General features: G+C 43.9%; 9 protein-coding genes and 1 riboswitch. Of the genes, 5 read left to right on the forward strand and 4 right to left on the reverse strand.

Translation table 11 applies throughout. The features are described 5' to 3' along the window. Positions 1-180 precede the first annotated feature (180 nt). Both Q6A92_RS09225 and Q6A92_RS09230 read left to right on the forward strand, forming a co-directional pair. A complete protein-coding gene (locus tag Q6A92_RS09225) occupies positions 181-2,727 on the forward strand; it encodes an Ig-like domain-containing protein (protein ID WP_332237839.1) in 2,547 nt (848 codons plus the stop codon). Between the two features lie 325 nt (positions 2,728-3,052). Further along, positions 3,053-5,419 carry an Ig-like domain-containing protein gene (locus Q6A92_RS09230; protein ID WP_332237840.1) on the forward strand — a complete coding sequence of 789 codons (2,367 nt, stop codon included), beginning with the start codon at positions 3,053-3,055 and terminating at the stop codon, positions 5,417-5,419. 533 nt (positions 5,420-5,952) lie between these two features. Here the strand turns inward: Q6A92_RS09230 and Q6A92_RS09235 are convergent. From Q6A92_RS09235 to Q6A92_RS09250, 4 genes are all read right to left on the reverse strand, one after another. Continuing rightward, the gene (locus Q6A92_RS09235; RefSeq protein WP_332237842.1) at positions 5,953-6,330 is read right to left on the reverse strand and encodes an OsmC family protein; all 378 of its coding nucleotides are present in this window, start codon (positions 6,328-6,330) and stop codon (positions 5,953-5,955) included. A 38-nt stretch (positions 6,331-6,368) separates the two neighbouring features. Then, the gene (locus Q6A92_RS09240) at positions 6,369-7,403 is read right to left on the reverse strand and encodes an ABC transporter permease (protein ID WP_332237844.1); all 1,035 of its coding nucleotides are present in this window, start codon (positions 7,401-7,403) and stop codon (positions 6,369-6,371) included. Further along, positions 7,400-8,317, reverse strand: a complete 918-nt coding sequence (locus Q6A92_RS09245) for an ABC transporter permease (protein WP_332237880.1) — start codon at positions 8,315-8,317, stop codon at positions 7,400-7,402. Before Q6A92_RS09245 ends, Q6A92_RS09240 begins: the two co-directional genes overlap by 4 nt. Before the next feature lie 395 nt (positions 8,318-8,712). Next, positions 8,713-10,368, reverse strand: a complete 1,656-nt coding sequence (locus tag Q6A92_RS09250) for a peptide ABC transporter substrate-binding protein (protein WP_332237845.1) — start codon at positions 10,366-10,368, stop codon at positions 8,713-8,715. A 95-nt stretch (positions 10,369-10,463) separates the two neighbouring features. After that, a riboswitch (SAM riboswitch) is annotated at positions 10,464-10,574 on the reverse strand. Between the two features lie 352 nt (positions 10,575-10,926). Between Q6A92_RS09250 and Q6A92_RS09255 the strand changes: the two genes are divergently transcribed. From Q6A92_RS09255 to Q6A92_RS09265, 3 genes are all read left to right on the forward strand, one after another. Beyond that, the gene (locus Q6A92_RS09255) at positions 10,927-11,181 is read left to right on the forward strand and encodes a hypothetical protein (RefSeq protein ID WP_332237847.1); all 255 of its coding nucleotides are present in this window, start codon (positions 10,927-10,929) and stop codon (positions 11,179-11,181) included. Between the two features lie 420 nt (positions 11,182-11,601). Further along, positions 11,602-13,323, forward strand: a complete 1,722-nt coding sequence (locus tag Q6A92_RS09260; protein WP_332237848.1) for a hypothetical protein — start codon at positions 11,602-11,604, stop codon at positions 13,321-13,323. A 154-nt stretch (positions 13,324-13,477) separates the two neighbouring features. Further along, positions 13,478-14,173 carry a sugar transferase gene (locus Q6A92_RS09265; RefSeq protein WP_274398773.1) on the forward strand — a complete coding sequence of 232 codons (696 nt, stop codon included), beginning with the start codon at positions 13,478-13,480 and terminating at the stop codon, positions 14,171-14,173. Positions 14,174-14,323: the final 150 nt, after the last annotated feature.

Here is a 14,323-nt window from a genome sequence, read left to right on the forward strand (position 1 = left end):
TATCTTTAATATAGGCAACCAAACCAGTGCTGATAAAAATTGTCGGCGCTGGTTTTATTGCAGCTATTGAAAAATAATACTATAATTTCAGAAATTTCACCGGAAAGTAAATTTTTTTTACTTTCTTATTGAACGCATTGCTGAAATCGGAAGAGGAGATTAATATAAATTGGGGGGGAGGTGAGTCCTATTATTAAAAGATTAAGAGATTTAGCTTTAGTTATCATTGTCAGTTGCATGGCGGTGCTGTTCGGCCAGAGTGCATACGCTTCAAGCGGTACCCTGGGTCCGCGCGGTGTTATTGATAATCCGGCTGCCGGCAGCACGCTGCAGGGAACGGTTACAGTGCGCGGCTGGTTTCTGGACGGAACAGGCGTATCTAAAGTTGAAGTTCTGGTAGATGGGAAAGTGATCGGCAACGCGACGTACGGTCTTTCCCGTCCGGATGTTTACAAAGCCTATTCACAGTATAAGAACAACCAGTCGGGCTACCAGTACAGCCTGAATACGGCGCAGCTTGCGAGCGGGACCCATCGGCTGTCGATCCAGGAGACGGGCAAGAATGGTGTTCAGACCACGATCAGCCGCACGGTGGTTGTGAAGAATCTTTCGGTCCAGGGCCGGATGGACAGCCCCGGCGCCGGCAGCACGCTGCAGGGAACGGCCTCGGTACGCGGCTGGTTTCTGAATGGGAGCGGAGTGTCCAGGATCGAGGTTCTGGTCGACGGAAAGGTAATCGGCAATGCGACGTACGGCCTTTCCCGTCCGGATGTCTACAGGGCTTATCCGCAATATAAGAACAGTCAGTCGGGTTATCAGTACAATCTGAATACGTCGCAGCTGGCAAACGGAACGCACCGGCTGTCGATCCGGGAGACAGGCGGGAACGGCGTTCAAACCACGATCAGCCGCACGGTGAATGTACATAATTTTTCGGTCCAGGGCCGGATTGACAGTCCCGGTGCCGGCAGCATGCTGCAGGGAACGGCTGCGGTACGCGGCTGGTTTCTGAATGGGGGCGGTGTGTCCAAGATCGAGGTTCTGGTCGACGGAAAAGTAATCGGCAATGCGACGTACGGTCTTTCCCGTCCGGATGTCTATAAGGCTTACCCGCAGTATCAAAACAGTCATTCCGGTTATCAGTACAGTCTGAATACAACGCAGCTGGCGAACGGAACGCATCAGCTATCAGTCCGGGAGACAGGCAAGAACGGTGTTCAGACGACGATCAGCCGCACGGTGACTGTGAAGAATCTCCTGATTCAGGGGCGGATCGACAGTCCGGCAGCGGGCAGTACGCTGCAGGGAACGGCTGCGGTACGCGGCTGGTTTCTGGATGGAGCCGGCGTGTCCAAAATCGAAGTGCTTGTCGATGGGAAAGCGATCGGCAACGCGGCGTACGGTCTTTCCCGCCCGGATGTCTACAAGGCTTATCCGCAATATAAGAACGGTCAGTCGGGTTATCAGTACAATCTGAACACGACGCAGCTCACAAATGGGAGCCATCAGCTGTCGGTCCGGGAAACAAGCGCGAATGGCAGACAGACGACAATCAGCCGTACCGTGACCGTGAAGAATCTTCCGGCTCAGGGCCGAATGGACAATCCTGCTCAGAACGGCGTAATACAAGGTTCGTCGTACTCGGTACAGGGCTGGTTTCTGGACGTAAGCGGCGTGTCGAAGATTGAAGTGCTTGTCGATGGGAAAGCGGTCGGCAATGCGGCGTACGGCCAGTCGCGTCCGGATGTCTACAAGGTCTATCCGCAATATAAAAACAGTCATTCCGGTTATCAATTCAGTCTGGATACGACACAGTTTTCTGATGGAAATCATACACTTTCCGTTAAAGAAACGGGCGGCAGCGGGGCTGCTGTCGAATTAACAAGGAATGTCAACATTAAAAACTACCCTTATGAACAAGTGGACCTGAAGAAACCGGCCGACATAACAAAACAGGATATTCTGAATTTCCTTAATGCCAGCAGTCCGAACAGCCCTCTTGCAGCGGATGCCCAGTCTTTTATTGATGCCCAGGACCGCTATGGAGTAAATGCACAATACTTGTTGGCTCAGGCGATTTGGGAAACCGGCTGGGGGACATCGGATCTATACAAGTATAAACATAATCTTTACGGTTACGGAGCTTTCGATATTGCCCCGTTTACGTGCGGCTATTATTTTCCGACAGATGCGAACAGCATCAATTATGCCGCTTCGCAGATCAGAAGCAATTATTTGAATGCCGGCGGCAGCTACTACAGTGCCGCTTACGGACCGACTCTGATCGGTATGAACCAGTATTATGCGACCGATCCGAACTGGAAAAACGGCATTGCATCAATCATGGCGGAAATTAAATCGTACGATGCTTCCTATTATCAAAAAACCGCGGAAATTTCATCATCGGCCGCGGACACGACTGTGTACGGTACGGATATTCCTGCGGGAAAGCCGGTTCCGTCGGATATAGTCATCAATTATTCAAGCGGAACGGTCGGAACAGTGGTGAATACTTCATCCGTAAACATGAGGTCTTTGCCGTACGTGGCCGACAGTACCTATATAACTTCAATAGCGCAAGGCACCCAAGTCAATGTATTAGGGTACAATACGGACGTAAGATATGATCCGGGCGGATCGGACAACTACGCTTATCGCTGGTACAGGGTCAGCGTCAACGGCCGCACCGGATGGATCTATGGACAGTATCTGACAGTAGGAAAATAATCCTGAACCAGGCAGCTGAATAATCCTTTTTTTCTCAACCGCTATCCGAAAACGGTGCTGTCAATAATAAATTATGATGATTGAGCCTCCCAAATGATCCACTGGGAGGCTCTTTCTTTTATTTTATGCGCGTCAGGCCCCAATAGAGTACCCGACTGATTAACTTCAAGGAACAAGCAGCCGAGAATAATGATGAGGACAGATTTAATGAAGAAATCTGAAGTATCGGACGAATAATAGGCGGTTTTTTACGGAATCTTTTGAATCATCGTTTTCCCTGTTTCGTTCGTTCTTCAGACCGGCTTATGAACAGGAGGGGGGAAAAGTGTTCTGTCCGCCAGAAAAGTTATTGGGGGAGATGAAAAATATTAAGGGAACCATTAGGCTAGCAGCTCTTATTTTTTTCGTCAGTTGCTTTATGGCGCTTTTCAGTTATAGTGCCTCAGCCGCGGCTGTTAACCTCCCTGTTCGAGGGATCATTGACAGCCCCCGGCAGAACAGCACTCTTCAAGGTGTCATTAATGTCAGAGGCTGGTATCTGGATGCAAACGGCGTCGGTAAAGTTGAAGCGTTTGTCGACGGCAGGATTGTCGGGAGAGCCAGGTATGGACTTCCGAGGACCGACGTGGCACGGGTATATCCCAAGTATCATAATCGCAATGCGGGCTATCAGTACACGCTGGATACGCGAAAGCTGTCAACAGGCCGTCATACACTGCTGATCAGAGAAACGGGAACGAAGGGAAATCAGTCGATCGTTACCCGGACAATCGACGTTCGTGTCGCTCCGGCCTATGGGGTTATGGATGCCCCGCGCCAAAATGCCGCCGTACAGGGTATCATTAATATCAGAGGCTGGTATCTCAGCATAAACGGTGTCCGTCAAGTAGATGTCCTGGTGGACGGCAAGGCCGCGGGAAGAGCCGTATATGGGCTTCCAAGGCCCGATGTGGCAGGAGCCTATCCCAACTATAATAATCGGAATCCGGGCTATCAGTACGCACTGGACACAAAAAAATTAACAAACGGCCGTCATACGCTGTCGGTCAGGACAACAGAGGGCAGCGGCAAACAATCGACAGTCAACCGGGCGGTGAATGTAAGCAACAGCAGCAGTACACCGGTTCGCGGCATCATCGATTCGCCCGCTAATAATGCGGCGGTTCAAGGCACTGTCAACATCAGGGGCTGGTACCTCAGCGGAAGTGGGATAAACAAGGTAGAGGTTTACGTCGACGGCAAGATCGCGGGGAGAGCCGCATATGGCCTTTCAAGGCCCGATGTGGCGAAAGCCTATCCGGATTATAAGAATCGCAATGCGGGTTATCAGTACGCCCTGGATACAAAGAAATTGACGAATGGCCGTCATACGCTGTCGATTAAAGCAACAGAGGGCAACGGCAAACAATCGGCGGTCAACCGAACGGTAAATGTAAGCAACACACCGGTCCGCGGCGTTATTGAATCGCCGAATAATAATGCGGCGGTTCAAGGCACTATCAATATTAAAGGCTGGTACCTGAGTGGAAAAGGGGTCAGCAAGGTAGAGGTTTATGTTGACGGCAAGATTGCAGGAAAAGCCGTTTACGGAATTTCAAGGCCCGATGTGGCGAAAGCCTATCCGGACTATAAGAATCGCAATGCGGGTTATCAGTATACGCTGGATACGCGAAAGCTGTCTACCGGCCGCCATACGCTGCAGATAAGAGCAACAGAAAATGGCGGAGCGCAGTCCGCGGTCACCCGAACAGTGACTGTACGCAATGCCCCGGCCCTGGGCACGATTGACAGCCCGCAACAAAACAGCACCGTTCAGGGAACTGTACCGGTTAAGGGCTGGTTTGTGAATGGCAGCGGTGTCAGCAAGGTTGAAGTTTTTGTCGACGGCAAGATAGTCGGAAGAGCGCAATACGGCCTGGTGCGGCCGGATGTTTACAAGAAATATCCGGCCTATGGCAATCATAACTCAGGCTATCAATATGACCTTAAGACAGCGTTAAGCGCCGGCCGCCATACGCTGCTGGTACGGGAGACCGGAGTTAACGGGGAACAGGCGGCTGTCAGCCGGACGGTCTATGCCAGCCAGCTGCCAAGCGGCGCATTGAAAAAAGGTGTCGATATTTCCAATAATAACGGTGCCATTAATTTTCAATCCGTAAAAAATTCGGGCATCAATTTTATTGTGCAAAAGGCATCTGAAGGATCGTCATTTACGGACTGGACATTCAAAAACAATGTGACAGCCGCCAGGGCCGCAGGGCTGGAAACAAATGCCTATCATTTTTTCCAGTCCACTAATAATGCGTCGGATGCACGAAAAGAAGCCAATCTGTTCGCAGCTTTATTGAAAAGCGTCGGGTTTAACGGCTATGCATTCGTTGACGTCGAGATCACAAACGGTGCCTCGAGTACCGCAATAACGAACAGTGTCAATGCCTTTCTTGATCAGATGAAGCAAGACGGCATCACTAAGCTTGGAATCTATTCCTATTTAAGTTTTTACGAAAACAACATCAGTCTTTCAGTGCTGGAAAAATCAAATCCGGATTTGCTCGTTTGGACGGCAGCCTGGCACTCGGCAAGCAGCGGCCCGGGCTTCGATACCGACCTGTGGCAGTATACGGATAATGGCAGTGTGAGCGGTATAAGCGGGCCTGTCGATATGGATTTCTCCTTTAACTACAATTTTTAAGACGACCCCCATTTCGAGAATATTCGGGATGGGGGTTGTTTATATGTTTCGCGCTCTACAAAGTTGTTACTGCTGCTCATTAATGTCCAGAAAATGATAGGCTATTGGTTTGACGGAGACGTGTCCACCGACCATCCAAAATAAGACTGTCTTGTTAAGATAGCCGGTGGAACCAATTTCACTCTTTTAAAACAAAGAAAATCGTTTAGTATGTGAAAAAATGTAAGGATGCCAAAATTCTGGGGCTTGAGTGACTTAGTCAAGTTAACGTTAATCAAAAATGAATTTTTAAAAGGACTGCTCGACAGCAGCCATATATTTTTATATAATAAATGATCTTGATCTTAACCACGACCACGCGATCACTAAGTGTACAATTGAAAAGGATAGACAATTAGCTCGGCTGAAGCAAATTTTTCCGGAATGATAGATCAACAGTCAGTTCTAATGTATGTGACCTAAGCGGGCTGGTACTGTTCGATAACATCACTGAAAATTTGTCTGAGAAGTTTTTCAACATTCTAAGAGAATGATCACACAAATTGGACACTTTCAACCACCTTAATTTCAGGGTTTAGGGAACGAGCCACTGTACAGTTTTTTGCAATTAACTGGAGATCCTTCGTGGCCTTTGTTTCATTTGCCGAATCAACTGATAATAAAAATTGAATGTTTATCTCTGAAACGGGACATAATTCCTGATCTTCGTTTCTTTCATAATCGACATGAACACTTTGCAAAGTACAATCAATTCTTTGTTTATCAAGAATCCCTAAGTAGACATAAGTACTACATGCAGCCGTTGCAGCAATTAAAGTCTCTAATGGAGAAAATCCTGTTTCTTTTGATAAAATCCAATTATTATTCTCATTTACCAGTTCAACATGGCCTTTTACACTAACTAGTTTCATTTTGAAAACCCTCCTGTATGATTAATATTTGTATCCCATTAGTTTTCCATTTTCGGATCGAATGCATCTCGCAAGCCATCAGCCAATAAGTTGAAACAAATCATGAGAATAGAAAGCGCTACAGCAGGAATCCACATTAAATAGGGCATGTAGAGGAACGTCTGATATCCATCGTTCAACATTGTCCCCAAAGATGGTATCGGAGCAGGCAGACCAAGTCCGATAAAGCTTAAAAATGCTTCAAAAAAAATCGCAGAGGGAACGCTGAACATGATCTGGATAATAATCAGCCCCAAAATATTAGGTAATATATGTTTTACAGCGATGATTAAATTGTTCTCTCCAAGTGTTCTCGCAGCAAGCACGAATTCTTCGGATCTCAATTTCAAGGTTTGGGCTCGAACGACACGGGCCATTGAAGTCCAACCTGTGATAGCCATTGAACAGATTATTGAGAAGATACCTGGTTGCAATACTAAAAGCAACAGAACCATCACGACTAGATTAGGTATCCCTGAAATGATTTCAATAATTCGTTGCATCACCAGATCAATTCTTCCGCCGTAAAGTCCTGACATAAGGCCAAATGTGACACCAATTGCTAAAACCAGAAGTACATAGACAAAAGCAATGGTTAAAGAATTGCGGATACCAACCATTAACCGTGATAATACATCACGACCGAATTTATCAGTACCAAAGACATAATTTATATCACTTGGAACACCTGCTTTTTTATATACATCAACCCTTTTTCCTGCAACTAATGCGGTACCATTCAATCCATTTAAAGTACTCCCATAAATCTTAGGCGGCAGATAGCTGTAATCAGCATTTTGTTTAATCGGATTAGCCGGAGTCCACCAGATTGAAAGAATGGAGATAAGAATAAAAACGAATAAGACGAATGATGAAATAACTGCACCTTTGTTCTTCCTAAGTTTTCGCCATGAGTCCTGAAATACATTTAATGAAGGCCCAAAAGCTTTTTCCCATTCTTGTCCTTCAGAGTTTTGTAATGAGACAAATTCACTACCCGACACTTTCTTTAGACTCAAGTCCTTTTCCGTCATCTTTTCCCACTTCCTTGGATGTGAATACGAGGATCAATTAATCCATACAGCAGGTCAACAATTAAAATAACAACAATTAACATTGCTGAATACAAGATGGTTACAGCCATAATTGTTGGGTAGTCATCAGTCATAATTGACTTAACAAATTGTTCACCAATACCAGGAACAGCATAAATATTTTCTATCACAAGCGAACCTGTCATTAAATCAACTGCCATTGGACCCAGCAATGTCACGAGCGGTATTAAACTATTTCTCAGCCCGTGCTTGAAAGCAACTGTCAGTGCTGTCATTCCCTTTCCTCTTGCGAATTCAATGAAATTTTTATGCAAAACTTCAACCATTTCTGTCCGAATAAATCTGGCAGCATCAGCCATCGGCGACATGGCAAGCGCAAGGGTCGGCAATATGGTTGACTTGATTCCCTCATCCCACATGGCGATGGGAAATAATCTCAATTTAACAGCTAACAGATATTGCATGACAACCGCAAAAACAAAATTGGGTATTGATTTCCCAATTATTGCGATGACAGAACAAAGTGTATCAATCCAAGTATTTTGTCTTATGGAGGCCACCGCACCTAATATTATTCCGACAACCGTTCCAAGAACAATAGCCTGAATGCCCAATTGAAGTGACGGTCCAATCCGACTGGCTAACAGGGCGGACACGGGTTGATTATTAAACTGAAAAGAGACACCCATATTTCCAGACATCAGATTCCGTAGATATATAAAATACTGTTCCACAACTGGTTTGTCTAAACCAACCTGTTTGTTCAATAATGCAATTTGTGTTGGGGTTAACTTTTCCGGGTTTGCATAAGGCGATCCAGGCAGCAATTTCATTAAAAAGAAGGTAATTGAAATGATTAAAAAAAGGGTGATAAACATATAAACTATTCGCATTAGAATGTAACTGCCAAATCCACGCACAAAATGTCACCTCCACCATGATAAATGAATGTTCGTTCTAATCTTGTTCTTATACTTTTTTCTCATTTCTTCTTAATATGCAAATAGTGGATCTGTTAAAATAAAAATAATATTGAAGCTTTGGTTTCTCTAACTTGGTAATAAAAAATCTTAAAAGGACATCTCCTCTTAAGATTTAATAGACAGCATCTACAGAATGAAATTCCACTTTGAAGAAAACAAAGCTTACAAGAGATTCAATTTATATTTCTGCGATTTAATTGCTTCATCAAATATCGATCGGACCAGCCAAAGTGAATGGATTCATATTCAGATCCGGCCTGCTGCTGTTTCCCTGAATTTGGCCCTATGTCTATCGACAGGGACAATTATTTTACCAAATATGCATCTTTAAAATCAAGACTCGGTCCACTGCTATAAAAGTTGACATTTTTTAGTTTTACATTCTGTAAAAGCGAACTGCTTTGAAAGTAGACTGGAATAACTCCATAATCTTTCAATATAATGTTCTGTGACTTCAAAAGGTCGGTCCATCTTTTTTCAGGATTATTCGCATCTGTAACATCTGCAGCTTTCACTGCATCATCATACGTTTTGCTGGCATATTTTCCCCAGTTATTACCGGAATCAGAAACAAACAGTTTTAACAGACTGGAAGCATCAGGATAATCGGCCCCCCAGGTCAATAAAGCGAGATCATAATTTCCGCTTGTCGCTTTATTTATGAAAACAGATACTGGATTGACACTAATGTTCACCTTTATTCCCTTTAGGTTACTTTGCACAGCATTCTGGTAATTTTCTGATACAGTTCTCATTCTATCGGAGTCAAATGTTACCAGATTAATAGTCAGTGAACTAATATGCAGCTCCTTTTTAACCTGATCCCAGAGCTTTTTGGCTTTTGCAATATTTGTTGGCAAATGATTACCGGATACATTGGCAAAATCCTGCTTTGTATTAGGTTCAAAGTACAGACCATTCGGAACGATACCCGTCGCCGGTTTAGAACCATCGCCTATAATGTTATTTGCTAATTGTTTTCGATCAATAACCAGAGAAAGTGCTTCTCTTAATTTCTCATTTTTATATACTTTACGTGATAGATTCGGTGTTATATAAGCTAGTGTTGGAGCATTCTTTGAAATAAATCCTGGATCAGAAGCCTCCTGACGGGCATATTCTCCGGATATAGCTACTTGATCCAGCTTGCCTTCTTTATAAAGATTAATCGCGGTATTTGTATCCTTGAGCACTTCAACATTGATTTTATTCAATTTCACCGATTTTTTATTCCAATAGTTCGAGTTTTTTTCATAAGTCCAATTGCCACCAATTCCGGGACCTTTAAAACCCGTTAGAATAAATGGACCATTGTATATCGCATTATTACTATTTGAGCCAAAATTCTTTCCTTTACTATTTACATACTTCTCATTTAACGGATAATAGACCGGGTTTGCTAAGATTGACGAGAAATAGGGAGTTGCGTGATTCAGCGTAATCGAAATTGTATCATCGTTAATTGCTTTTGCTCCCAGTGTTGAAGCGGTTTTTTTACCTGCAATAATCTGATCTGCATTCTTGATAAACGTATAGAATGTTTGGTTCTCGGCCGCATTCTTAGAAGTAATAGCTCGCTTCCATGCGAAAATGTAATCGTTAGCCGTTACTTTATCACCATTTGACCATCTTGATTTTTTGTTTAGTTTTATTATATAAGTTGTACCATCCTTGCTGATTTCAGGGAGAGCTGCCGCTCCTTCAGGAATGGGCTTGTTGTTCTTATCAAGACGGTAGAGTCCTTCATAGATATTATTAATTGCTTCTTGGCTGTTAGAGTCCACTGCATTCGACGGATCAATACTGTTTAACTCCTGACTATCTGCGATCGTGATTTCTTGCGTATCACTTAAACCTTGTTTTTCGGAATTGCTGCTGCTTTGACTATTTGAACTACATCCGGATAATAACAGAACTACGACTGCTGTTAAGAGTATTTGCGTTACTCTTCTGTTCTTCATCTCTTTGCTCACTCCTAATGGATAACAGTTAAACACGCCACCAAATTTTAACCAAAATAAAAACAAGCCAGAGAAGAGTGACTTGCCATTATCTCTTCTCATCTTTTGAGCACAATAACGATGTACTCCTGGAATTGACACCATACACAACACGTGCTGGTTGTCGGGCTTCATAGGGCCAGTCCCTCCGCCGCTCTGGATAAGAATATATTTGTTATTTAATTGTAGTAAACTGTGTCTACTAACTATTACCGAGCATATTCCGGAACTTTGCTACTCTGATCATTGTCTAATATTATAATCCATACTTATCCCATGTCAATACCATATCTTTAAATTCGGCATCAATAACACTCTTGGTTTAACCAGTTTTGATTTTGCTTTCTTATGTGACTTATCGTATCGAAATAGCTTGTGGAATCGCATCTGTTTATCTAAGTATATGAACGTTATCGTAATTTACCCGAAGCAAGTCTGTTAGTCGAATGTACTGTTTCAAGCTTGCTGATTGGACTCTTCTATTTTATAACAGTTGATTTTAAGTCTATAAAGGGCTATGTGAGACTGCGCTATTATTTGGCTTTTATGCTTATTTTCATCGTCATCATGATTTCAAGTTTGTTTGTTAATCCCGTCAACATCGGTCTTGGAGATAGGTTCAATAACAATCTGCCATCAACGGTACAGAGTAAAAAAACAAGATCCGAATGCCCGTTGGATCGCATTGACGGTTCATCCATGGGTTCTTATCTCTATGCCCTTGGAATTAAGGATCTGGACGGAACCGATTATTATCCGGATATGAAAAAATAGAAGCTGATCGATCCAGACGGCAAATACTCGTTAATCTGAATGTTAATAATTTAAGAAAACTGAAGGTCGGATTATATATTGACCGCGCACAGACTGAAGACTTATACTCATGTAGACCTGCGTTTTCATCATCTGACTTCAAAACCGGCCGATGTATATTTTATCTATCGGGCCGGGCATTGGCAACTCGGCAGCTTCCTGAAAAATTCAGAACTGTTCAACGGTTATTTTCACGGAACAGGCTGGGGAGGGATCGCGGAAATTAAATATCTTCCGGCATGCAGAAAAAAAGAGTCGATCTGCGGAATGGGCCGAAGGGCAGAGATTGACAAAAAATGCTTTGAAAAAGACAAGATAGAGATTATATATAGAAAATCATAATGAAGTGTTTGGAATTTTTTGTAAAAGGCGGGCTTAAAATTGCGATTAAGGAGATATTGTACGCCCAAGGCGCTCTTTGTAAGTTATCTTCTGCTGGTACTTATTTTCAGGATCTTTATGGTATCTGATTTCAGAGTTTTTGCAGGCTTTACGGGCGGACCGGATGACGATCTGATGGTACGCGATGCCTCAAGTTTAATTGCTCATGACTGGCTGGGGCCGTTTGATAAATATACCCTGGCAAAGGGAATAACTTTTCCGGTTTACCTGACTGTTATGAATAAGTTCGGCATTCCGTTTCTCTTATCGAATGTGTTTTTAGAGTTTGCCGCCTGTGTCACGTTTGTCATGGTTATGCGCAAACTGATACCCAATCGGTTTTGGCTTGCCGTTCTGTACACGATATTAATGTTCAATCCAATGGCGACGTATTACTGGACATTTAATCGCGTTTACCGTGATTCCATTTACAGCTATCTGGTTATATTCCTTTTTTCCTGTATCATTTCCCTGTTTTTGAACCGGTACGGCTCTCTGCTGAAAACGGTGTGGTTAAGCGCGTGCTCCGGATTTTTCCTGGCTGCCGTCTGGCTTGCAAGAGAAGATTCTCCATGGGTGCTGCCATTTGTCATTGCCGCTCTGTTAATCACAGCTTTAGGCATTTGTTTCAATAAAAAAGCGGTTCAGAAAATTAAGCGTCTACTCGCACTTGCTCTTGTGCCGGGCATTCTCATTTTATCTATATTGCTTGTTTCAATAATTAATGAGCATGATTATGGCTATTTCGGCACCAATGAATTCACAAGCGGCAGTCTTCCGCTGCTTATTAAAGAACTGTCGATTATTAAACCGGATGTGTGGAATCCCCGTGTGCCGATTCCTAAATCGACGCGTGAAAAAGCTTATGCGGTATCGCCGACCTTTGCGAAAATCAAAGGTCAATTAGAGAATAATCATGCGATGATGGAAACAAAAGGGAATCCGACATGCGATATATTTGTCTGGATACTCCTGGACAGCGTACAGAATGCAGGCATGAGAAACGCCTCTTCAACGCAAAAATTTTATAAACAGTCGGCGGAAGAAATACAGAAAGCAATAAGAGAAGGAAAGCTGCAGACGCGCGGCGGTTATATAACGATCTTCGAGTCGCCCTGGGACAATCGCTACATCGGTCCTTTATTTAAGGCGCTGGGAGAAACGGTGCATATGACTGTTTTTATGGAAGATCATCTTCATCAAAAACTGGGGGCTGTGAATGTTCACTCTATCGGTCCGGCTGACAGGATACGTACATTGGAACGTGTAACAAACAATCTGGCATATAATTCTGCGGAGCCGATTCCGCCCCAGCAAAAGGTGGATTTTTTCAATAAACTGGCTTCCGTCTATAAATTTTTGAATCCGGCAGCCACTGTGCTGGCCGTTGCCGCCTATCTCTATATTTTTGTGCGTTTCTTAATCAGCATCCGTACGAAAAAATATATCTTTTTTTCTGAATGGATCATATTAACAGGTTTATGGATGAGTTATTTGGTAAGAATGCTTTTGCTCTCTTATTCTGATGTCGGCACTAATTTTATGCTGTATCCAATGTATCTTGCCCCCGGTTATTGGCTAATCGTGATGTTTAATTTTTCGAGCCTGTTTATTGCCGGCAGAAGTCTGTGGGAAATCGGACAGAATCATTTCAGATTCGGCAATATAAAACATAAAGATATAAAAAATGAATATAATAGTACTTACGGAGAATTTGATTGATCATCCGCTCCTTGATGATCCACCCTCTAATATATGGATAATCGGTCGATTTATTTTAGAAAAGCGAATTTCCGATTTTCTCGGAGAGGGGGGGAAGGAGCGAACCCAAAATTTTTTATAAAAGATTGCCCGAAGATTGATGGAGGAGTGGAAAATGGCTTTATCAAGAACAGAGCGGAATGCACCCCATCCCCATACAGCTGCCGGCTGCAAACATTTCAGCCCCCTATCGGTAAATGGAAGCAGAAGCTATCTGTTCATGAAGAGGCTGCTGGATATTTTCGGAGCACTTGCCGGCCTTGTTCTATTGTCTCCGGTCTTTTTAGTGATCGCTCTATTCATCAAAAAGGAAGATCCCGGCCATCCGGTTATTTTTAAACAGGTCCGTCTCGGGAAGAACGGAAAACCGTTTTATATCTATAAATTCCGTTCGATGATTCCCAATGCGGAGGCATTGCTGGATAATCTTCGTGATCAGAATAACGTGACCGGTGCCATGTTCAAGATCAAAGACGATCCGCGAATCACCCGGATCGGCCATTTTATCAGGAAATCCAGCCTTGATGAACTGCCTCAGCTCGTCAATGTTCTGAAAGGGGAAATGACCCTTGTCGGTCCAAGGCCGCCGCTTCCGGGGGAAGTGGCGGATTATAGCGATTATGACAGACAGAGGCTGCTTGTCACCCCGGGATGTACCGGTCTCTGGCAGGTCAGCGGCCGAAGTGACCTGAGTTTTGATCAGATGGTGGAACTGGATCTGTCTTATATCGCGAATCGAAGTCTGCTTCTCGATGCAAAAATTATGATCAAAACCGTCTTTGTCATGTTCGGCTCCGATGGCGCCTATTAGAAGCCCCGGAGTGTCCGTCTCTTAATCATCTTAAAGAGTATCGGCGGCGCGGACTTTTTTGCCGGGCAGCGGAATTTACGCGATCGGCAGTATATACTTGCTTAAAGAGTGATATCATGCGCGAAAGGGCATTAAATTCTGGAAGCGCCC

The organism is Sporolactobacillus sp. KGMB 08714 (assembly GCF_036598985.1).
GTDB lineage: Bacteria > Bacillota > Bacilli > Bacillales > Sporolactobacillaceae > Sporolactobacillus.

What these genes read in the sequence shown, in the direction of transcription:
- Q6A92_RS09235 (WP_332237842.1), bottom strand. Translation starts at nt 6,330, where the DNA reads ATGAAACTAGTTAGTGTAAAAGGCCATGTTGAACTGGTAAATGAGAAT.
- Q6A92_RS09240 (WP_332237844.1), bottom strand. Translation starts at nt 7,403, where the DNA reads ATGACGGAAAAGGACTTGAGTCTAAAGAAAGTGTCGGGTAGTGAATTT.
- Q6A92_RS09245 (WP_332237880.1), bottom strand. Translation starts at nt 8,317, where the DNA reads ATGCGAATAGTTTATATGTTTATCACCCTTTTTTTAATCATTTCAATT.
- Q6A92_RS09250 (WP_332237845.1), bottom strand. Translation starts at nt 10,368, where the DNA reads ATGAAGAACAGAAGAGTAACGCAAATACTCTTAACAGCAGTCGTAGTT.
- Q6A92_RS09265 (WP_274398773.1), top strand. Translation starts at nt 13,478, where the DNA reads ATGGCTTTATCAAGAACAGAGCGGAATGCACCCCATCCCCATACAGCT.